The organism is Mixta sp. BE291 (assembly GCF_031457955.1).
Lineage (GTDB): Bacteria > Pseudomonadota > Gammaproteobacteria > Enterobacterales > Enterobacteriaceae > Mixta.
The window spans coordinates 23,126-44,479 of record NZ_JAVDXN010000012.1; the positions used below are offsets into that span (position 1 = coordinate 23,126).

Here is a 21,354-nt window from a genome sequence, read left to right on the forward strand (position 1 = left end):
CGAGCGGCCATAACGGTCGGCGATTAATCACCGTAAACGTTAAAATCAAAATACTTTTTCGCGATCTTATCGTAGGTGCCATCTTTACGGATTTCGGCAAACGCTTTATCAATGGCGGCTTTCAGTTCGCCATCTTCTTTGCGCAGCCCGATACCGGTGCCGACGCCGAAGATTTTGTCATCCTTCACCGCCGGACCGGCAAAAGCGTAATCTTTCCCTACCGGCTGTTTCAGGAAGCCTTCGCTTGCCTGCACCTCATCCTGAAAAGCCGCATCGATGCGGCCTGCGTTCAAATCCTGATAGACCAGATCCTGGTTCGCGTAAGGCGTAACGGTGACACCCTTCGGACGCCAGTATTGATTAGCGTAGGTTTCCTGGGTGGTGCCCTGTAGCAGGCCGATATTTTTGCCTCTTAACGATTCCGGCGTCGGCTCCAGCTTCGCGCCTTTCGGCGCGACCAGACGCGCGTTCGCTGCGTAAAGCTTCTCAGAGAAGGCGATCTCCTGCTGACGCTTCTCGGTGATCGAGAGCGAAGAGATAATAAAATCGATTTTTTTCGCCTTCAGCGATGGGATCAGCGCATCAAAATCGCTCTCCACATAGGTGCACTGCGCGTCAATACGCTTACAGATCTCATTCGCCAGATCGATATCAAAACCCACCAGCTGGCCCTGCGCGTTTTTTGACTCAAACGGTGGATAAGTAGGATCGTTACCGATACGCAGCGTTTTCGGTACGGCAGCGCCAACTGTGCCTGCGAAAGCCAGCAACAAAGAGAGAGCCAGAACGCGCTTTTTCATGGGGTATCCTCAAGTGAAAGGCTTATCGTTATGTGAGATATGACGGGTTTGCATTCAGGGAATTGCACTTTTCATGCCAGTTTGGCGCGCTGCGGCACGATCGATATTCGGCCGTAAGCGCCGCAAAAACCGGCACAGGCGCTTCGTTTGTGAATGAAATATAGCAGGCTTGAAAACAGGAAAAAGCGACATTGTTACGTTTTGGTGCATGACCTGCACGAATAGTGATCCAGGCCGAATTAATGCACCAAAACAGCACATTTTATGTGACGTTATGCACCTTGCCAGCGCGTGAACAGATCTTCCGGCAGCGTAATATCAAACTGATCCAGCACCCGGTTCAGCGTTTGATCGACTACATCCATCAGGCTCTGCGGGCGATGATAAAAGGCGGGCACCGGCGGCATGATGATTGCGCCCAGCTCTGCGGCGCTGGTCATTAAGCGTAAATGCCCCAGATGCAGTGGCGTTTCCCGCACGCACAGCACCAGACGACGGCGCTCTTTCAGCACCACATCGGCGGCGCGCGTCAGCAGCCCGTCGCTGTAGCTGTGAACAATGCCCGATAAGGTTTTCATTGAGCAGGGCAAAATCGCCATGCCTTCGGTTCTAAACGAGCCAGAAGAGATGCTGGCGGCGATATCACGTACATCGTGTACCACATCAGCGAACGCCTGCACCTGACGCAGGGTAAAATCGGTCTCCAGCGCCAGCGTCTGACGCGCGGCGTTACTCATCACCAGGTGTGTTTCAATCTCCGGCAACGGCTTCAATAGCTGCAACATCCGCACGCCATAAATAACGCCGCTGGCGCCGGAAATGCCGACGATGACTCTTTTCATGAACATACCTTACTTATTGGTGGGAGGGTAGTTTGGACGCCCGCCCACAAGATTACAATCAAACCGCTGTTGCCACACCCTTCAGCGCTTCCGCCTGCGTGGCAAACAGCGCAATAAGATGATCCGCGACCACCCGTACTCGCCGCGAATGCGCCATATCGGCATGCATCACCAGCCAGATGGGCTGCTCAACGCCCAGCTCGGCCAGCACGCAGTGCAGCCCTGCCTGCTGCGCAAGAAAATGGGGCAGCACCGCTAATCCCGTTCCGGCCACCACGGCGGCGAGCTGCGCTGACAGCGTATTGGTTTCCAGCCGACAAGGACGCCCGCGTAAAGTGCGCAACACCCACTTTGCCGCTGGCAGATGGTGATGGGTTTCCGCCCAGCCAATGAAATCATCATGCTCAAACGCGGCGTTTTCCTTATCAGGCTGCCGGGACGCCAGATAAGCGGCGGAGCCATACAGGCCAAAACCCAGCGTGCCCAGCCGCTTGATGGTGAGATTACCCGCTTCGGGACGCACCATTCTGATCGCCAAATCGGCATCGCGCCGGTGCAGGTTCACCGTTTGCAAACCGCTGACCACCTCTATGCGCAGCTCCGGGTGCTGGGCAAACAGCGCGCCCAGCGACGGCACAATCAGCGGATTCGCCAGATTCTCCGCCGTGGCCAGACGTACCAGCCCTGCGACCTTGCCCTGTAACTGCGCCGCCTCGCCAAACGCGAGCGCGGCATACTCCATGGCTTCCGCCCGTTCCAGCAATGCTTCACCTTCATCAGTCAGGCGATAGCCGGTTTGATGGCGGCTAAAAAGCGGTACGCCAAGGGCGGACTCCAGCCGATCCAGGCGACGTGACAGGGTCGCGATGCCCATACGCAGCTCATCAGCAGCACGACTTAAGGTGCCGCAGCGGGCAACGGCAAGAAATATTCGGGTGTCATCCCAGTGAACAGCAGCGTGCATGTCATTTTTCAATAATGGAAAACGGGACGCCGATTTTAGCGCTACTTAGCCATCAGAGAAAAGCTGATACTTCTCGCAACCAACTGGAGGAGCAAACATGCAACAACGACAACTGACGAAAAATTTACCGGTTTCCGCGCTGGGGCTGGGCTGCATAGGAATGAGTGAATTATACGGGCCGCGCGATGACAATAAAGTTAACGTCGCATGAGTTAGCAACGTTACGGGAAGCGGTAACGGCACTACCGGTGATGGGCGAGCGCTATACCCACGAAGGTATGAAAGGTCTTGATGCGTGAGCAACGACAAATAAAGGAGAGAAATATGAGCAGAACCGCAACGTTTGCAGCCCCGACATCCTATACCTGGCGGCGCTGGCTGGCGGTGGTGGCGTTGGGCATTAGCGCTTTTACTATCGTAACCAGCGAACTGGCGCCGATCGGCCTGCTTTCGGCGCTGGCGCAGGATTTTAACCAGCCTCAGGCCAGCACCGGCATTGTTGTCACGGCTTATGCCTGGGTGGCGGCGGTGGCGGCGCTGCTTTCCGGCGCACTGCCGCAGCGCATTTCACGTCGTCTGCTGCTGACCGGCCTGATGCTGTTATTGGCGCTCTCTTGCCTCGCCGTTGCCTGGGCCGGTTCTTTTAACCTGCTGCTGGCTGCGCGTATTACCGGTGCGCTGGCCCATGGCGCATTTTGGGCGCTAATCGGCACCGTTGCTGCCCAGCTGGTGCCTCCTGCTCGTCTCGGCCTGGCGACCGCGATTATTTTTGGGGGCGTATCGGCGGCCAGCGTTGCGGGCGTGCCGTTAACCAATTTTCTGGCGCATGTCGCCGGATGGCGCAGCGCCTTTACCCTCATTGCAGCAATTGCTCTGTTAACCGCCTGTGTGATTGCCTGGAGCGTACCGCAATTAAAAGCAGCTGCGCCGCTCGGGCTGCGTGCGCTGTGGCTTCTTTTAACGCAGCGCGCTTTTTTACAGCTTTATTTCGCTACTGCCTGCGTGATTACCGCTCATTTTGCCGCCTTTACCTGGATAGAACCTTTGCTGTCAGAGACCTTACGCCTGCCTGCGTCGCTGGTCAGCATCCTGCTGTTGGTTTTTGGACTGGCGGGCGTTGGCGGCAATGTAGTGGCAGGCAAGTTTATTGACCGCCACCTGAAAGGCCTGGCGATTGCGGCATTAGTGTTAGCTGCCGCCGCGGTTGCGCTGTTGGCTATTCTGCCGGTGCAAGGACATCCGGCCGCGATTGGACTACTTCTGCTGGGCTGGGGCACAGGGATTGCGGTGATTTTTGTCGGCTTTCAGACATGGTTGTTACGTCTGGCGGGTGAAGCTGCGCAGGCCGCATCGGCAATTTATGTTGCTATTTTTAACGCGGCCATTGGATTGGGCGCGTTGGCAGGCAGCCTGCTGCTGCGCTTTACTTCGGTTGAAGGAGTGCTGCTGACCGCTTCAGCGGCAATTATGTTCAGCCTGGCGCCTGTGCTGCTGTTACCGGCCCCTGCACGAAATTAATGTTTATGGGGTTTGCCGCGGTGTGAACCCCTTATTAGCGCTTTGCTATATCATGAACAAGCTGTTTAATAGCTTGCCACGGCGGCTATTTTAAACGAGTGGATTATATTATTGGCGCTGCGCTTTATTTACTTTTAAGGGCGTCTTTCGCTTCCATTAAAATAGCAATAAGGTCATCAAGGGGCATTCTGGCAACAAATCCATGGGCGAAGTCGGTGTCAAAAAGCTCAGCCTCCAGCTGATTCACACCTTTATCCTGATTAATCTCAATAATTCTCTCTCGATCCAGTTGGATTTCAAGAGTCAGCTCTTCATATTCATTTGGGCTGGAAAAAAAGCTCTAAATTTTTCTTCGTCATTTTTTTACCTGTGGATCCAGTAAGGAGCAGCAACAGAAGCGCCAGCAATCAGCAGGCCTTTCGCCTGTTCGGACATCATCTGGTCGTTACCCCGCAGGCGCATCGCCACCGAGCTGCTGCGCGGCTTGCCTGAAGTAATCGTCGCTTGAGACAGTTCTGGCAGAGAAGGTTATTATTTTAGACTGAAGACTTTTTGAGATTGCGCCATAGCCAGAAAAATATGCAGAACAAATTTTATCATTTATATGCAGGGCGATTCGCAGCGGTTTGCTTCCATTTAGCTGAAAGGCGCCTGTGGGCGTATCTGCTTCCCCATATTTTTATTTTAATAATTCAATATCATTTGGGCAAACCGTTAAAACGCTCAGTGAATCTCCTTTATTATCAACAAACTCAACTTCATAACCTAAAACAGGATCTTCATATACTAATACAATCGCTCCCCTCGTCCCTTGTAACACTTTATCCGAAAGCTCCCTTTTTGCTTTTACCACATCGTATTCATTCAACATACATCAAGCCTCTGTATATGTTTACTTTTTAGTGGGAAGTGCAGTAACAAGTCGAACCACACCATCATTATTCTCAATCCAACAAAACTTAACGTTAATTATTCTACCGTTCATACCAGCTATTGCTATCGTTTGATCGTATTTATTTCCAAAGCGTGTTTCTGCGATCTTAACAGCTTTAGAAGCATCAAAAATGATCTGTTTTGAAAGCTCGCTTAAGTTTCGTTGGTTAAACCCAAGTGCGCTATCGAACCACTCCGCCTTACTGGATCCAACAGGGTGATGCTTGTTTAGTAAATAAGTAGCTAACTTTTTATCGATACTGTTTTGCGTTTCCGCACTGTTTCTAAGCGAATTTACAACGCTATTATTCCTGGCAGCTTTTCCCTTATTATCTATTATAGGTTTGGCCGCCGCCGCTTTTCGCATAGCGTTGTCGCCTGCAATGTTTACCCTTCCCATACCCAAACCCGCAGCAACAGAAGCGCCAGCAATCAGCAGGCCTTTCGCCTGTTCGGACATCATCTGGTCGTAACCCGCAGGTGCATCGCCGCCGAGCTGCTGCGCGGCTTGCCTGAAGCCTTCAGGGTTGCCGTTATAGATCCCGCCAGCCGCCAGAAGCCATCCGGCAGCTTTACTGTTAAGGGTGCTCAGCGCAGCGGGTTGTTTAACGCCGGATAGAGAACCCGGTAAAACGGTGGGACGCGGTTTACCGCCACGGCTGCTGTAGTCCCGGCGGGCGACCGATCGTTTATATTCACGAATAACGTCCTGCGCCCCGCCGAAGTTAAATGCCCGCGGATCGCGGCAAATCAGCTCACCCTGTTCATCGATATAAAACAGCTCGCCTTTCGTCCCAGAAAAACCGCCCAGCATCACCACTTCGCCGCGATAGATCATATTTTTCAGCTTTTCCCGCTCGCGTGGTCCGTGCGGCGGCAGCTGATGGGTATAACCGTTAAAAGCGCGTTGCCGCATATTAATCAGCTGAAAACCGAAATGCATACGATCGTCAAACACATAGTTACTGTCGATTTTCGGCCAGGCAAAAACAGGCCTGATGATTTCATCATATTTTTCCGGCGGAAGATCGTCGCGCGGCAGGTAATAAAGATCGTTTCCGGGCAGGCTGAAGCTCATACATCATATCCTTATGATGACAATTGCAGGATAAAAAATGGCATATCCCGACGTAGAACTCAACAACCAAATTGAAAAATATCAATAACTTACACGATTAACTAAGTGAATCATGTAACTTTATCAATGGCGGTTTCACGAGTAAAAGGCGGTAACGGCGCGCGTCTTTCAATGCTTTCCGACCTATTTTCGCCTGAAAGACGTTATCGGTAAAAACAGTAACAGAGCGGAAGAGAGGAAACAAAAAAGCGCGGGCCGGATAACCGGCCCGCAGTGAAGATTAACCTTCGTTGTGCATTTCGAGGCTTTCCACCTCATTCTGACGCGCCAGCGCTTTGGCATCGTCATTGCGCAGCGATTGCAGATATTCCAGATATTGCAGATCGACATCTTTGGTGACGTAAATACCGTTAAACACCGAACATTCGAACTGCTCGATATCGGGGTTCTCTTCGCGTACCGCTTCGATCAGATCGTCGAGATCCTGGAAGATCAGCCCATCAGCCTTAATCAGCTGACGAATCTCTTCCACTTCACGTCCGTGAGCGATCAGCTCAGTGGCGCTTGGCATATCGATGCCGTAAACGTTCGGGAAGCGAATCTCCGGCGCAGCCGAAGCCAGGTAAACCTTGCGCGCGCCCGCTTCACGCGCCATCTCGATAATTTGCTCCGAGGTGGTGCCGCGCACGATGGAGTCATCCACCAGCAGCACATTTTTATCACGGAACTCGGCGCGGTTGGCATTCAGCTTACGGCGCACCGCATTACGGCGCAGCTGTTGGCCCGGCATAATAAAAGTGCGGCCAACGTAGCGGTTTTTCACGAAGCCCTGACGATAAGGCTTATCCAGAATACGGGCGATTTCCAGCGCCACGTCGGTGGAGGTTTCCGGGATCGGAATCACCACATCGATATCTAAATCTTCCCACTCGCGGGCGATTTTCGCCCCCAGCTTGGTGCCCATACGTACGCGTGCGCTGTAGACCGAAATCTTATCCAGGAACGAGTCCGGGCGCGCAAAGTAAACATACTCAAACAGGCAGGGGTTGTTACGCGGGTTTTCAGCGCACTGGCGGGTGTAGAGCTGGCCGTGAACGGTGATATACACCGCTTCGCCCGGCGCAACGTCGCGCAGAAACTCAAAGCCCAGCGTATCCAGCGCCACGCTTTCTGACGCCACCATATATTCGGTGCGGCCTTCAGCCAGTTCGCGCTTGCCCATCACCAGCGGACGAATACCGTTAGGATCGCGGAAAGCCACCATGCCGTGGCCGATAATCATCGCCACGCAGGCGTAGGCGCCGCGCACCTGCTGATGAACGGCCGCCACGGCGGAGAAAATGTCGTCCGCTTCCAGCGGATGATGCGAACAGCGGTCCAGCTCCTGCGCAAAAATATTCAGCAGGATTTCCGAGTCAGAGGTGGTATTAACGTGACGGCGGCCGCTCTCAAACAGCTGTTTACGCAGCTCGTGAGCGTTAGTCAGGTTGCCGTTGTGGGCCAGGGTAATACCGTACGGGGAGTTGACATAAAAAGGCTGCGCTTCAGAGGCGCTGGAGCTACCGGCGGTAGGGTAACGTACATGCCCGATGCCCATATTGCCCTGCAAACGCTGCATATGGCGAGCCTCGAACACATCGTTTACCAGCCCGTTCGCCTTACGCAGACGGAAACAGTTCAGCGCATCGATGGTACAAATGCCTGCGGCATCCTGCCCACGGTGCTGCAGCACCGTTAACGCGTCATAAATCGACTGGTTGACCGGCATAAAACCGGTGATACCGACAATACCGCACATGTTGTCATATCCTCATTGGCCGCACACCCGGCGCGATTACCGGGGTAAAAAACTCGACGTGCTTTGCAGATAGTCAAAGAACCATCTGATGATGTAACTGAACTCAGGGATCAATTGGGACTGCTGCCAGTCCGGGCTTTTGGAAAAGCCGGTAAAGGTATCGAGGAAGAACAGCATCGCTGAAACGATTAGCACGCCACGCAGCGCCCCGAAGCAGACACCCAGTACTCTGTCGGTTCCCGACAACCCCGTTTTTTCGACCAGCGAGCCAATCACATAGTTCACAATCGCCCCGACAATCAGGGTAGCGATAAAAAGAACGGCGATGGCGATGCCGTTGCGCACCAGCTGCTCGTCAAATCCGGTGAACCAGACAGCAAGGAAGGGATAGTAACGGCTGGCAACAAAGAATGCGCATCCCCAGGTGATAAGAGATAAAGCTTCCCGAACAAACCCACGGATCAGGCTGACAAGAGCAGAAAAACTAACAATCCCAATGATGACGTAATCTATCCAGACCATGAACTCTTCCAGCGACAATGCCCCTGCATCCAGTTCGGGGCGCATTCTAACAGAAAAAGAAAACGTTTGCGTAGCGTTTTCCCCTTCACCAAATAAATAAAAAGCGGACAAAAAAAGCGAAGCGGGCAGAGGCGCAGCGGCGAAATCCGCTGCCGCGCCGTTACTTAGCGGGCGCTGTAAGGTTTAACCACGCCGCTCAGGCCAGAAACGCTTTTCAGTTCGCCGACTGCCGCCTGCATTTTCGCTTTAGAGGCATCCGGACCAACATAGATGCGGGTAATCTGTCCCTGCACCGGCGTTGACGGCACGGTCCAGGCGCGATAGCCAGAGAGACGCAGCTGCGCCACAATCTCATTAACCTTCGCCGCATTTTTCAGCGCGCCCAGCTGCACCATCCAGGCCTGGCCCGCTGGTGCCGTTTGCTCGGTGGCTTTAGGCGTTTCCACCGGTTTTGGCTTCGGTGTTTCTACCGGCTTCGGTTTCGGCTGCTCAACCGGTTTCGGCTTCGGCTGTTCCGTTTTCACCTGCGGCGGCGCTTGAACCACCGGCGGCGGCGCGACCACGGAAGGTTCGCTGTTGTGCTGCGGCACGGCGGTGCCATTATCGGCCGACTGCTGCGGACGATTGCTGTCCCCCCCGATCGCCGCCCCAGCGCCCTCTGGCGGCTGCGCAGGCAGCGACTGCGTCACCGGCGGCACGATATCCCCATCCTGCTGGTCGTCCGGCTTCGGCACCAGCGGGATCGCGGCAAACTCTTCTTTGTAATGCTTTTTTTTCCCGTCCAGCAGGCCCGGCAACACAATGACGCCAACGGCGACCAGAATCACCGTGCCGACTAAACGGTTCTGAAACTTACTTGCCACTGCCCTTCTCCGTTTCCATCGCTTCCATGACCTGTGCCACGGTATGGAACGAGCCACATACCAGCACAATATCCTGTTCAGACGCCTGCTGCATGGCGGCCCGCCATGCCTCGGTCACAGAACCAAAGGCGCGCGCCCGATCCGTTTGCAGCTCTGCCATCAGCTGTTCCGCGCTGGCGCCGCGCGGGCCTTCCAGCGGCGCTAAGTACCAGCAATCCACCTGAGGCGCCAGACACGCCAGCGTACCGGCAATGTCTTTATCATGCAGCATTCCCACCACCGCATGGACCTGCCCCGCTTTCGGCAGCTGCGCCAGCCGTCCGGCCAGATAGCCTGCGGCGTGCGGGTTGTGCGCCACGTCCAGAATCAGCTGCGGCTGCTGCGCCACGGTCTGGAAGCGCCCTGGCAGCACGGCTTTAGCCAGATGCTGGCGAATAATCGCTTCGCTGACCTGCAAACCGGATGCGCTTAGCGCCGCCAGCGCCGTCGCCGCATTCGGCAGCGGCACCTGCGGCAGCGGCAGATTCTCCAGCGTCATGCTGGCATTGCTGAAACGCCAGCCGTCCTGCTGCGGTTGCCAGTGCCAGTCGCGGCCCAGCTGCTGTAGCTGCGCGCCTTTTTCCTGCGCCACCAGGGCAATGCTCTGCGGCATATCGGGCTCGCCGACCACGGCAGGCTTAGCGGCACGGAAAACGCCCGCTTTTTCGCGGCCGATGCTTTCACGATCCGGTCCCAGCCAGTCGGTATGATCCAGCGCGATGCTGGTCACCACTGCGACATCGGCATCCACGATATTGGTGGCGTCAAGACGTCCGCCCAGCCCGACTTCCAGAATCACCACGTCCAGCGCCGCCTGTTTAAACAGCTGCAGCGCCGATAGCGTGCTGAACTCAAAATAGGTCAGCGAGGTTGCGCCGCGCCCCGCTTCGATAGCGGCAAAGCTGGCGGAATGCGCCGCTTCCGGCAGCTCATCGCCCTGAATGCGTACCCGTTCGGTATAGCGCAACAGGTGCGGCGAACTATAGACGCCCACACGATAACCGGCGGCGATCAACAGCGTTTCCAGCGTACGGCAGGTGGTGCCTTTGCCGTTAGTACCGGCAACGGTAAACACAAAGGGGGCGGGTTTTAACAGATTGAGCGTGCGGGCTACGCGTTCAACGCGCGTCAGACCCAGATCGATGGCCTGGGTATGCAGACGCTCAAGATAATAAAGCCACGCGGCCAGAGGCGACGTGGCTTGAGGAAGGTGAAGATTTTCCATGGATCCCGTTCACAAAGTTACGGTTCATTGGTGAAAGGCGTCATGAAAGACGCCTTTCCATCATCTGTCAGGCCTCTTGGCTTTCCGCTTTCGGCTCATCCGGCAGCTCTTCGCTGTCCGGCAGCGGTGCGGGCAGATTCTGCATTTTCGCCAGCAGGCTCGCCAGCTTAAAGCGCATTTCCGGGCGACGGATAATCATATCGATCGCGCCTTTTTCGATCAGAAACTCGCTGCGCTGGAAGCCCGGCGGCAGTTTTTCACGTACCGTCTGCTCAATCACGCGCGGGCCAGCAAAGCCGATCAGCGCTTTCGGTTCCGCCACGTTCAGATCGCCCAGCATGGCGAAACTGGCGGAAACGCCGCCCATGGTTGGGTCGGTTAATACAGAGATATAAGGCAGACCGCGCTCGCGCATTTTCGCCAGCGCTGCGCTGGTTTTCGCCATCTGCATCAGCGACATCAGCGCTTCCTGCATACGGGCGCCGCCGCTGGCAGAGAAACAGATCAGCGGGCAGTTATCTTCCAGCGCCTGTTCGACGGCACGGACAAAACGCGCGCCGACCACCGAGCCCATGGAGCCGCCCATAAAAGAGAACTCAAACGCGGCGGCCACGATCGGCATGCTGTGCAGCGTGCCCTTCATGACGATCAGCGCATCTTTCTCTTCGGTTTCTTTCTGTGCCGCAGCCAGACGATCCTTATACTTCTTGGAGTCGCGGAACTTGAGAACGTCTTTCGGTTCCAGTTCGCTGCCCAGCTCAACCAGCGTGCCTTGATCTAACAGGCTGTGCAGGCGCTCGCGCGCATGCATACGCATGTGATGGTCGCATTTTGGACAAACTTCCAGATTGCGCTCCAGCTCAGCACGGTAAAGCACTTGCCCGCAGCTGTCGCATTTTGTCCAGACCCCTTCAGGAATGTTTGCTCTGCGCGACGGGGTGATTGTGCTCTTATTGAGAATTCGTTCAATCCAGCTCATTGATGACCTTTCTGTTTGAACCTGGTGAGACCAGTTTTTCTTGTTGCTGCTGAAGCCGTCTTCAGCAGACCATAAATGTCGCTCATTAAACCATAACCATTACGCGCTGTGGATAAAAATCTGGTCCTACCCGTTAGCGCCGATAGTTTAAGGCTGTTTTTGCTGGCGGGCCGCACGGCGATGACGCCACACTTCTACCACGCCCGGCAATATCGAAACCACGATGATCGCCACAATTAACAGCTTCAGGTTTTCCTGCACCATCGGCAAGGCGCCAAAGAAGTAGCCCGCATAGGAGAACAACAGCACCCACAGCAGCGCGCCGGTGACGTTAAACAGCGCGAAGTGGCGATAGGACATATGTCCCATGCCCGCGACGAACGGCGCAAAGGTGCGAACGATCGGCACGAAGCGCGCAAGAATAATGGTTTTTCCGCCGTGACGCTCGTAAAAAGCGTGGGTTTTATCCAGATAGCTGCGGCGGAAGATACGCGAATCGGGGTTGCTGAATAATCTTGCGCCAAACAGCCGCCCAATCGTGTAGTTCACCGCATCGCCAAGGATCGCGGCAATCACCAGCAGCGTCACCATCAGATGCACGTTAAGGTCGTTGGTGGGCAGCGCCGCCAGCGCGCCCGCTACAAACAGCAGCGAATCGCCGGGCAAAAATGGCGTCACCACCAGACCGGTTTCACAAAATAAAATCAAAAACAGAATGGCATAAACCCAGATACCATACTGCGCCACCAGCTCGGCCATATGGACATCAATATGCAGGATAAAATCGACAACAAAACGGATTAGATCCATAACTCTTCCTTAGTGAGCGGCAGCGCCTGAAAGTTAATCTTCGAGAAAAAGCGGCCCCATCGGAGGCCGGGGTAAAGCAAACTGCGCGGGATAATCAACGGCGACCAGGTAAAGCCCTTCCGCTTTTGCCGTTGCAGCGGCCAATTTACGATCTTTGGCCGCCAGCAGCTCCGCCATCCAGCCTTCAGGCTGATTGCCGCAGCCGATCTCCAGCAGGCTGCCAACAATATTGCGCACCATATGGTGAACAAACGCGTTGGCCTTAATATCCACCACCACATAACCGCCGTGGCGGCTGACGTTAAGATGCATCACATTACGCCACGGCGTACGCGACTGGCATTGCACCGCCCGAAACGAGGTAAAGTCGTTTTCGCCCAGCAGACATTGCCCGGCACGGTGCATTTTTTCCACATCCAGCGGAAAGTGAAAATGGGTAACGCCGCCGTGCAGAATCGCCGGTCGCAGCCGGTGATTATAAATCACGTAGCGATAACGCCGCGCCGTGGCGCTAAAGCGCGCATGAAACGCTTCCGGCACCGCTTTTACCCAGCGCACCGCGATATCGTCCGGCAGATTGGCGTTAACGCCCAGCGTCCAGGCGGCATCTTTGCGCTGCGCGGTGGTTTCAAAATGCACCACCTGACCGGTGCCGTGTACGCCCGCATCGGTGCGTCCGGCGCAAAATACCGTTACGTTATGGTTTGCCACCTGCGACAGCGCCTGCTCCAGACGCGCCTGCACGCTGCGCACTTCCTGCTGTCGCTGCCAGCCGTAGTAGCGGCTGCCGTCATATTCAATACCGAGCGCCAGTTTCTGCACGTTCGGGTTCACCGCCTCCGTCATTAGTACAAATACTCCTGTACCAGCTTCTCAGCGGTTTTGATCGCCATCAGCGCGCCGCCGAAGCGCACGTTATCGGCCACCGACCAGAACTGTAGCAGTTCCGGGATACCGTAGTCGTTGCGCAGGCAGCCGACGTTAAGGTTAGCGTTATCAGAGGCATCGGTGACCTGCGTCGGATAGCTATCCTCATCCGACAGCACAATGTCATCCATGCGCGCCAGCTCATCACGCGCCTCTTCGGCGGAAAGCGGTCGCAGGCTTTCCAGATGCACAATCTGCGCGTTGCCGTAAAACACCGGCGCCTGCACGCTGCTAACCGCAATCGGCAAGCCTTCGTCCTGCAACACTTTACGTACCTGATCCACCAGGCGGCGTTCGCTCTCTACGCTGCCACTGCTATCCGGCAACTGCGGCAACAGGTTAAACGCCAGCTGACGACCAAAGTGATGGTCTTCCGCAGGCAAGCCGTTCAGCAACCGCGCGCTTTCGCCCGCCAGCGAATCCACCGCCGCCTTGCCGTGCGCCGAAACCGACAGCAGGTTGGTGACCTGTAGACGTCCCAGGCCCGCCTGATCGGTCAGCGGTTTGATGGCGCTCAGCAGTTGACTGGTGAGGCTATCCGCCACGCTGATAATATTGCGGTTACGGTAATCGGCCAGCACCTGCGGATTGACCTCCGGCACCACCAGCGGCACATCCGGCTCCAGCGCAAACAGATCGCTGCTGTCGATCACCAGACAACCCGCGCTGGCCGCCTCTTCCGCGTAGCGCGCCGAGGCGTCGCGACCGGCAACGAAAAACGCCAACTGCGCCTGCGACCAGTCAAAATCACTGGCGTCCTGCACGCGCAGCGACTGTCCGGCAAAGCGCACGCTCTCTCCGGCGCTGCGCTCGCTGGCCAGCAAATACATTTCACCAACCGGGAACTGGCGTTCGGCCAGCAACTCCAGTAAAGCGTTCCCTACTGCGCCTGTCGCGCCTAAAAGCGCAATGTTCCAGCCGTCAGACATGTTGGTTTACTCCAGACAATGACATAAAAACAGAAGGCGGTGATATTCACCGCCCGTTGATTCAGATTATTCCCCTGCGCCACAGGCAGGCAAATAATAAGGATTATGCTGGCTGATGCACCGCATTAAAGCCCAGCTTTTGCAGCTGCGCCGCCGCCTCCGCGTTATCACACTCAACCCGCAGCGATGACCATTCCCGGCGCTCCAGATACTGCTTGCGCAGGCGATCAAATTCGCCGGGCTGGCCTGCGACTTTTCTCAGTGGCGCATCATCGCGGCGCACATCATACACCAGATGCGCCAGACGTTTTAGCGTTGGCTGATCCAGCGGGCCATGTAGCGTAATGCGGCCGAACTCTGGCGCAGGCAGCAGCGTCTCCAGCGCCACCTGCTGCGTCTGCCCGATAAAGCGCGTCCAGGCCTCAAAAACCTGCGTGGTGCCGCGCGCTTTGCCCTCCAGCGTATAGCCAGCAATATGCGCAGTGCCGATATCCACCCGATCCAGCAGCGCCACGTTTAGATCCGGCTCCGGCTCCCAGACATCCAGCACCACGCTGAGATCGCGGCGCTGTTGCAGCACCCGCAGCAGAGCGGCGTTATCCACCACCGGCCCACGGCAGGCATTGATTAAAATCGTATTCGGCTTCAGCGCCTGCAACAGCGCCTCATCCGCCAGATGCAGGGTTTGATAAGGCCCCGCTTTATGCAGCGGCGTATGGAAAGTCAGCACGTCCGCCTGCGCCACCAGCGTTTCCAGCGGGTAAAACTCACCGGCGTCGCCGCGGTCAGCACGCGGCGGATCGCACAGCAGCGTCTTGATGCCCAGCGCCTCCAGCCGTTTTTGCAGGCGGCCGCCGACGTTGCCGACGCCGACAATGCCAACGGTGCGGTCAGCGAGCTGGAAGCCGTCGCGCTCCGCCAGCATCAGCAGCGCGGAAAACACATATTCCACCACGGCGATGGCGTTACAGCCGGGCGCGGCGGAAAAGCCAATTCCGGCGCGCGCCAGAAAATCCTCATCAATATGATCGGTGCCCGCCGTGGCGGTGCCGACAAACCTGATCTTTTTGTCGCCCAGCAGCGCCTCGTTCACTTTGGTGACCGAGCGCACCATCAGCGCATCAGCATTTTCCAGCGCCTCTTCAGGCACCGGGCGGCCGGGCACGGCGATCACCTCGCCGGTACGGCTAAACAGCTCGCGGGCGTAAGGCATATTTTCATCTACCAGAATTTTCACAATGGCGTTCCTGCATCGACTGAAAAAGTGGCGGTTATGTTGCCATAGCCGCAGAGGGAATTCATGCCGCGACGTGCCGTCGGCGCGCCCGGTAACGTTCCGGCGTGGTGCCCGCCTGCTGCTGAAACATTACGATCAGCGCAGAAGATGAACTGTAGCCCAGTTCCAGCGCAATATCCTGTACCTGCCTGCCCTGCTCCAACAGCGAGATCGCCCGCAGGAAACGCAGCCGCTGTCGCCACTCGCTAAAGGACATGCCCAGCTGCGCCTGACAGCGTCGCGCCAGTGTGCGCTCGGTGGTATAAACCTGCTGCGCCCATTGCGCCAGCGTACGGTTATCGCCGGGATGGTTTTCCAGCGCCTGTAGCACCGGCGCCAGATATTTATCATCGGAACGCGGCAGATAGCTCTCCTGCACCGACGCCTGCAGCAGCTGATCCAGCACCACTTCGCACAGGCGCATATCCGCTGCGCGCTGCGGCAGATGCAGCTGACGCGCGGCGAAGTCCGCCATTATCGCTTTCACGATCGGCCCGCTCTGGATCAGGCAGGCCTGCTGCGGCATGCCGACACAGTTTTCCACCGCGATATTAAAGGTCAGCAGCCGGGTATGCTTATGGTTATAGCTGGCGTGTTCAAGTTCAGGCGGGATCCAGACCGGAAACGCCTCAGGCGTCAGCAGACGTTTGCCCTGCGCCTCAATCTGTAACACGTTTCCTTCGACAAAAATCAGCTGCCCCCAGCGATGCGCGTGCGGCAAATATTCCGTCCGGGCGTTGGTCTGCTCATAACGCAGGAAGAAGCGAAAATCGCTGGCAAACGCCGGTTCCTGATACACAAGCTGCACCATCTCTGCTCCCGGTTGCGCCGAACGTTAATCTGTCCGGTCAGTGATTAATTTTGTCCGATTTTAACTATCCGTTTGAAAACGGACAAGCGTACACTGCCCGCCATGAATTCAGACACCATGAAATGACGATGAACTACTTGTTTCCCCTGTTTGCAGTCCTGATTTGGTCGGTTAACGCCATTGTCAGCAAGCTTTCCGCTGGCGCGATCGATCCGGCGGCAATCTCTTTCTATCGCTGGGCGCTGGCGTGGCTGGCGCTGACGCCTTTTGTGCTGCCCGCCGTCTGGCGCAACCGCCGCGCGATAGCGCAGGTTTGGTGGAAGCTGCTGGTACTGGGCCTGTTGGGCATGGTGCTGTATCAGTGTTTAACCTATTACGCGGCGCACAGCGTTACCGCCCTGTTTATGGGCATTCTGAACGCCCTGATTCCGTTGCTAACGGTGCTGCTAAGCGTGGTGATTTTGCGCGTTGCGCCGACGCTGGGTATTTTGCTGGGCAGTTTGCTCTCGTTTGGCGGGCTTATCTGGCTGGTTAGCCAGGGGAGTCCGGCGCAGCTGCTGACGCACGGTCTGGGCACCGGCGAGCTGATGATGTTTGCCGCCTCCACCGCCTATGCGCTGTATGGCGTGCTGACGCGACGCTGGGCGCTGACTCTGCCGGGCTGGCAAAGCCTGTATATGCAGATTTTCTTTGGCGTGCTGCTGTTACTGCCTGGCTTTTTGCACGCGCCGGATGTCAGCCTTAACGCCCAAAACATACCGCTGGTGCTGTTTGCCGGCATCCCCGCCTCGATTATCGCCCCCTATCTGTGGATTCAGGGCGTGCTGCGCATCGGCGCCAGCACCACCAGCATTTTTATGAATCTGGTGCCGATCTTTACCGCGGTGATTGCGGTGCTGTTTCTGCATGAAACCCTGCACAGCTATCATTTCATCGGCGGCGGCATCACGCTGCTTGGCGTGATAGTGGCGCAACGCCTGCGCACGCCGCTGAAATCAGCGCGCTAAGCGCGCCAGCATCCCACGGAGTGAAGGCAATGCTGCCCGCTTTTTCCGCATTTTCAGGGCCGATGTCGCTATGCCTGCGCATCGGCCGGCAATAAACGCCGCCAGCGGTGAATTATCCGGTCTGATTCCCTACATTTTCCCCGCCAGGATTGGTATCATAACCGACTATTCTATTTTTCCGGCGCGCCCCGGATATTGACCTGCCGTTTTAAGGATTCCGCCATGCAACCTCTTACTGGCCCCGGCGCGCCCCTGGGCGATCGTACAGCTGTATCTGGCCAGCCCCCTCGCAGCGGCGGCACGCCCGGCGAGCAACCGCTCTCTCCCGGCCAGCGCACCACGCTGGAACGGTTAGTGGTGCGTATTATGTCGCTCAGCACGTTAAAAGCGCCTGAGCTGTGGGCAGGATTACGCCGTGAGGTAGGGGTAAAAAACGATGCCGAGCTGCAATCGCGTCATTTTCCTGTCGCGGAAAACTTCCTGAATGGCAAGCTGACGCAGGTACAGAATACGCACGCCACGCGCCAGCTGTTGCAACAGCTGACCGACCTGCTGCCGCAGGGCAATAATCGCCAGGCGGTGAGCGACTTTATTCGTCAGCAGTTTGGGCATACGGTGCTCAGTTCGCTGTCGCAGGATCAGCTGCGTCAGGTGCTGACGATGTTGCAGAACGGCCAGATGACGATTCCGCAGCCGCAGCTGATGCGCAACAGCGATCGCTCGCTGCTGCCTGCTGAGCATCAAACGCTGAATCAGCAGGTGGTGAAACTGGCGGCGGCAACCGGCGAGCAATCTTCGACCGTTTGGTCATCCGCGCTGAAGCTGGTGGGCCTGAAAAGCGGCGATCCGATTCCGTCACGCCACTTTCCGCTGCTGACGCAATATTTGCAGGTTCGCCAGACGCTAAGCCAGCAGCATGCGCCGACGCTGCATATGCTGGAAACGGCTCTGAAGCATCCGCTGGATCACGCGGAACAGCAGATGCTGGAGCAGTATAGCCAGCAGAATTTCCAGGCGACGCCGCAGACGATCCTGACCACCGCTCAGGCACAGGATCTGCTGAATCTGCTATTTTCGCGCCGTGCTGAACGCATCAGCGAAAGCGAGACGCCGCGCGCCGCCAGCGATATCCATCCGCAGCCCATCTATAATCCGCTGGTGCCCTGGCTTCCGGCGCCGCTGCAACCGCTGGCCAGGCGACCGGCGCTGGCGGCCTTGATCGTGCTGCTGGTGATGGGTTTGCTGTGGCTGCTGTTCTGATGAGATTTCCGCGCCGGAACGCGCGGAAATGATTAACGCGTACACCATCTGACGGCGCGTTTCTGCTGGCGCAGGTTGTCAGCGACGAGGCGTTACGACGCGGATGCGCCTGCCGTTGCCTGACGCCGCATCACCAGCGCCAGCAGCAGGCCAAGCGCAGCGCAGGCCGCGGCGGCCAGGTAGACCGCGCCATAACCCAGCGAAGTCGCCAGCAGGCCGGTCAACGGCCCGCTGATACCGTAAGCCACATCCTGAAAGGCGGCGAATCCGCCCAGCGCGGTGCCGCGCACCTGCGGCGCAACGCGTTTTACCACCTCCACGCCCAGCGCCGGAAACACCAATGAACAGCCGCAGCCGGTGAGCGCCGCGCCCGCCAGCGCCATCCAGCCGTTGACGGCAAATCCCAGCACCATCAGCCCGCCCGCTTCAATCGCCAGCGAGACCATCGCCACGCGCAGGCCGCCCAGCCGATCGGGCAAACCGCCAAACAGGATGCGCATTAACACAAAAGCGCCGCCAAACGCGCTCAGCGCAAAACCTGCATTGCCCCAGTGACGTTCCGCAAACCAGAGCGAGGTAAAGGTGCCAATCACGGCAAAGCCCACGCCCTGTAGCGCCAGCGCACTGCCCGGCGACAGGATCTGCCCTACCACGCGCCACAGCGAAGGCCGCTCGCCGCTTTGCGTCGGAACCGCGCGAATGCCGCTGTTCAATGCCAGCGCGATCAGCGGCAGCACCAGCGCGACGATGCCTAATCCGCTGAATCCCCAGCGTCCATGGATCCACAGCCCCAGCGGCGCGCCAGCCGCCAGCGCGCCATAAATTGCCATACCGTTCCAGGACATCACCAGGCCAGAGCGCTTCGGCCCCACCAGTCCCAGCCCCCAGGTCATGTTGCCGGTTAACAGCAGGCTTTCGCCAAATCCCAGCAGCAGGCGTCCCACCACCAGCAGCGCAAATTTTCCCGCCGCTGGCAGCGCCAGCTGCGCCGCCAGCAGATAGGCGACGCCCACCAGCGCAATCGCCAGCATGCCTTGCTGCGTGGTGATTTTCGCACCGTGGCGATCGGCGCGTTTCCCCGCCAGCCCGCGCGTGAGCAGCGTGGCGAAAAACTGAATGCCCACCGCCGCGCCAACCATCACGTTGCTGTAGCCCAGTTCCTGATGCACAAATAGCGGGATCACCGGCAGCGCCAGGCCTGCGGTGAGGTAGGTTAAAAACACAGCGAAGGAGGTGCAGGCGACTAACGCCTTGCTCCGGGAAGAAGCGGTGATTGTCGTTGCGGACATGCGTCACGTCTCTCCTGAATATTGCCCGGGCGCGGATTTGTCGCCAGCCGGGCGCTGACAACCGACATTACCCTCAAGGCGCAGGCAATATGATGTCGATATGGGGTAGCAGACACAAAAAAGCCCGGCTTGCGCCGGGCTTTTTATGATGCGGTTACTGATATTTACGCAGCGTCAGCGTGGCGTTGGTGCCGCCAAAGCCGAAGCTGTTGGACATCACCGTGGTCAGCTTACGTTCGGTGGCGGTGGTGACGATGTTCATTCCTTCCGCTATCGGATCCAGCTCTTCCACGTTGATGCTCGGGGCAATAAAGCCGTGTTCCAGCATCAGCAGGCTATAGATCGCTTCCTGTACGCCCGCCGCGCCCAGCGAGTGACCGGTCATGGCTTTGGTTGCCGAGATAGCTGGCTGGTTGTCGCCAAACACTTCACGAATCGCGCCCAGCTCTTTCGCATCGCCTACCGGCGTAGAAGTACCGTGGGTATTGATATAGTCGATTGGGGTATCCACGCCCTGCATCGCCATTTTCATGCAGCGCACTGCGCCTTCGCCAGACGGAGCCACCATATCGGCACCGTCAGAGGTTGCGCCATAGCCAACGATCTCGGCATAGATATGCGCGCCGCGCGCCAGCGCGTGTTCCAGCTCTTCAACCACAACCATGCCGCCGCCGCCAGCGATAACGAAGCCGTCGCGGTTCGCATCATAGGTACGGGACGCTTTTTCCGGGGTCTCGTTATAACGGGTAGAAAGCGCGCCCATGGCGTCAAATTCGCAGGCCATTTCCCAGCACAGCTCTTCGCCGCCGCCAGCAAAAACGATATCCTGTTTGCCCAGTTGGATCTGCTCTACCGCGTTGCCGATGCAGTGCGCGGAGGTGGCGCAGGCGGAGCTGATCGAGTAGTTCACACCGTGGATTTTAAACGGCGTTGCCAGGCAGGCAGAAACGCCGGAGGCCATCGCTTTGGTCACCACGTACGGGCCGACGGCTTTCAGGCCGCGCGGGCTACGCATCGCATCAGCGCCAAACACCTGGAAGCGCGGAGAACCGCCGCCGGAACCGGCAATCAGGCCAACACGCGGGTTGCTTTGATAGGTTTCTTCGCTCAGGCCAGCGTCTTTAACCGCTTCAGCCATAGAAAGATAAGCATAAATGGACGCATCACTCATAAAGCGCACGATTTTGCGATCGATGAGGCCAGTGGTATCGAGCTTAACGTTACCCCAGACGTGACTACGCATGCCGGAATCTTTCATCTCCTGAGAGAAGGTGATGCCGGAGCGACCTTCACGCAGAGATGCCAGGACTTCTTCCTGGTTGTTGCCAATGCTGGAAACGATCCCCAGGCCAGTAATCACTGCACGTTTCATCAAAAATACCTCTTCCATCATCATAATTAGGTTTTGACAGGCACTCTAGCTTACACTTGTACGCCGAACAAGTCCGATCAGCAAAATTCTTGTGTAAATTTGCGTGATGTGA

Annotated in this window: 20 protein-coding genes and 1 pseudogene; 3 read left to right on the plus strand and 18 right to left on the minus strand. The window is 57.1% G+C overall.

Going from position 1 to position 21,354, the window contains the following annotated elements; genetic code table 11:
• Window positions 1–23 precede the first annotated feature (23 nt).
• The 3 genes from J2X14_RS19425 to J2X14_RS19435 all read right to left on the minus strand — a co-directional run bounded on the left by J2X14_RS19425 (window position 24) and on the right by J2X14_RS19435 (window position 2,606).
• Window positions 24–800: a lysine/arginine/ornithine ABC transporter substrate-binding protein gene (locus tag J2X14_RS19425; RefSeq protein WP_352412795.1), complete on the minus strand. Its 777-nt coding sequence runs from the start codon at window positions 798–800 to the stop codon at window positions 24–26.
• A 272-nt stretch (window positions 801–1,072) separates the two neighbouring features.
• Window positions 1,073–1,642 carry a UbiX family flavin prenyltransferase gene (locus J2X14_RS19430; protein WP_352412796.1) on the minus strand — a complete coding sequence of 190 codons (570 nt, stop codon included), beginning with the start codon at window positions 1,640–1,642 and terminating at the stop codon, window positions 1,073–1,075.
• 58 nt (window positions 1,643–1,700) lie between these two features.
• Complete coding sequence (locus J2X14_RS19435) at window positions 1,701–2,606, minus strand: LysR family transcriptional regulator (protein ID WP_352412797.1); 906 nt, start codon at window positions 2,604–2,606, stop codon at window positions 1,701–1,703.
• 343 nt (window positions 2,607–2,949) lie between these two features.
• On the opposite strand from J2X14_RS19435, the pseudogene J2X14_RS19440 reads away from it, so the two are divergent.
• A pseudogene (locus tag J2X14_RS19440) lies at window positions 2,950–4,124 on the plus strand (MFS transporter).
• Window positions 4,125–4,248: 124 nt separating this feature from the next.
• Here the strand turns inward: J2X14_RS19440 and J2X14_RS19445 are convergent.
• The 13 genes from J2X14_RS19445 to J2X14_RS19505 form a co-directional block, all read right to left on the minus strand.
• Window positions 4,249–4,371, minus strand: coding sequence for a hypothetical protein (locus J2X14_RS19445; protein WP_352412799.1), 123 nt, complete (start codon window positions 4,369–4,371; stop codon window positions 4,249–4,251).
• Between the two features lie 432 nt (window positions 4,372–4,803).
• On the minus strand, window positions 4,804–4,995 hold the full coding sequence (locus J2X14_RS19450) for a DUF4926 domain-containing protein (protein ID WP_352412800.1): 192 nt from the start codon (window positions 4,993–4,995) through the stop codon (window positions 4,804–4,806).
• 21 nt (window positions 4,996–5,016) lie between these two features.
• Window positions 5,017–6,135 carry a DUF8093 domain-containing protein gene (locus tag J2X14_RS19455; RefSeq protein WP_352412801.1) on the minus strand — a complete coding sequence of 373 codons (1,119 nt, stop codon included), beginning with the start codon at window positions 6,133–6,135 and terminating at the stop codon, window positions 5,017–5,019.
• 280 nt (window positions 6,136–6,415) lie between these two features.
• A complete protein-coding gene (gene purF, locus J2X14_RS19460; protein ID WP_352412802.1) occupies window positions 6,416–7,933 on the minus strand; it encodes an amidophosphoribosyltransferase in 1,518 nt (505 codons plus the stop codon).
• A 36-nt stretch (window positions 7,934–7,969) separates the two neighbouring features.
• The gene (gene cvpA / locus J2X14_RS19465; protein WP_352412865.1) at window positions 7,970–8,455 is read right to left on the minus strand and encodes a colicin V production protein; all 486 of its coding nucleotides are present in this window, start codon (window positions 8,453–8,455) and stop codon (window positions 7,970–7,972) included.
• A gap of 164 nt (window positions 8,456–8,619) precedes the next feature.
• Complete coding sequence (gene dedD / locus J2X14_RS19470; protein ID WP_352412803.1) at window positions 8,620–9,318, minus strand: cell division protein DedD; 699 nt, start codon at window positions 9,316–9,318, stop codon at window positions 8,620–8,622.
• Window positions 9,308–10,582 carry a bifunctional tetrahydrofolate synthase/dihydrofolate synthase gene (gene folC / locus J2X14_RS19475; protein WP_352412804.1) on the minus strand — a complete coding sequence of 425 codons (1,275 nt, stop codon included), beginning with the start codon at window positions 10,580–10,582 and terminating at the stop codon, window positions 9,308–9,310. The genes dedD and folC overlap by 11 nt, the downstream gene beginning before the upstream one ends.
• Window positions 10,583–10,649: 67 nt before the next feature.
• Window positions 10,650–11,561 carry an acetyl-CoA carboxylase, carboxyltransferase subunit beta gene (gene accD, locus J2X14_RS19480; RefSeq protein WP_352412805.1) on the minus strand — a complete coding sequence of 304 codons (912 nt, stop codon included), beginning with the start codon at window positions 11,559–11,561 and terminating at the stop codon, window positions 10,650–10,652.
• A 147-nt stretch (window positions 11,562–11,708) separates the two neighbouring features.
• Window positions 11,709–12,371, minus strand: a complete 663-nt coding sequence (locus J2X14_RS19485) for a DedA family protein (protein WP_352412806.1) — start codon at window positions 12,369–12,371, stop codon at window positions 11,709–11,711.
• 33 nt (window positions 12,372–12,404) lie between these two features.
• Window positions 12,405–13,217, minus strand: coding sequence for a tRNA pseudouridine(38-40) synthase TruA (truA, locus tag J2X14_RS19490; protein WP_352412807.1), 813 nt, complete (start codon window positions 13,215–13,217; stop codon window positions 12,405–12,407).
• Window positions 13,217–14,227: an aspartate-semialdehyde dehydrogenase gene (locus J2X14_RS19495; protein ID WP_352412808.1), complete on the minus strand. Its 1,011-nt coding sequence runs from the start codon at window positions 14,225–14,227 to the stop codon at window positions 13,217–13,219. Before J2X14_RS19495 ends, truA begins: the two co-directional genes overlap by 1 nt.
• A 103-nt stretch (window positions 14,228–14,330) precedes the next feature.
• Window positions 14,331–15,464 carry a 4-phosphoerythronate dehydrogenase PdxB gene (gene pdxB / locus J2X14_RS19500; RefSeq protein ID WP_352412809.1) on the minus strand — a complete coding sequence of 378 codons (1,134 nt, stop codon included), beginning with the start codon at window positions 15,462–15,464 and terminating at the stop codon, window positions 14,331–14,333.
• Window positions 15,465–15,525: 61 nt separating this feature from the next.
• A complete protein-coding gene (locus J2X14_RS19505) occupies window positions 15,526–16,314 on the minus strand; it encodes a helix-turn-helix domain-containing protein (protein WP_352412810.1) in 789 nt (262 codons plus the stop codon).
• Between the two features lie 128 nt (window positions 16,315–16,442).
• Here J2X14_RS19505 and J2X14_RS19510 point away from each other — a divergent pair, with 128 nt between their 5' ends.
• A complete protein-coding gene (locus J2X14_RS19510; RefSeq protein ID WP_352412811.1) occupies window positions 16,443–17,321 on the plus strand; it encodes a DMT family transporter in 879 nt (292 codons plus the stop codon).
• Between the two features lie 222 nt (window positions 17,322–17,543).
• Window positions 17,544–18,581 (plus strand): flagella biosynthesis regulator Flk, encoded by a 1,038-nt coding sequence (gene flk, locus J2X14_RS19515; RefSeq protein ID WP_352412812.1) that lies wholly within the window; start codon window positions 17,544–17,546, stop codon window positions 18,579–18,581.
• A gap of 92 nt (window positions 18,582–18,673) precedes the next feature.
• Here the strand turns inward: flk and J2X14_RS19520 are convergent, their stop codons facing one another.
• Together J2X14_RS19520 and fabB are read right to left on the minus strand one after the other, a co-directional pair.
• Window positions 18,674–19,870 (minus strand): arabinose transporter, encoded by a 1,197-nt coding sequence (locus tag J2X14_RS19520; protein ID WP_352412813.1) that lies wholly within the window; start codon window positions 19,868–19,870, stop codon window positions 18,674–18,676.
• Between the two features lie 154 nt (window positions 19,871–20,024).
• The gene (gene fabB, locus J2X14_RS19525; RefSeq protein ID WP_352412814.1) at window positions 20,025–21,242 is read right to left on the minus strand and encodes a beta-ketoacyl-ACP synthase I; all 1,218 of its coding nucleotides are present in this window, start codon (window positions 21,240–21,242) and stop codon (window positions 20,025–20,027) included.
• Window positions 21,243–21,354 lie beyond the last annotated feature (112 nt).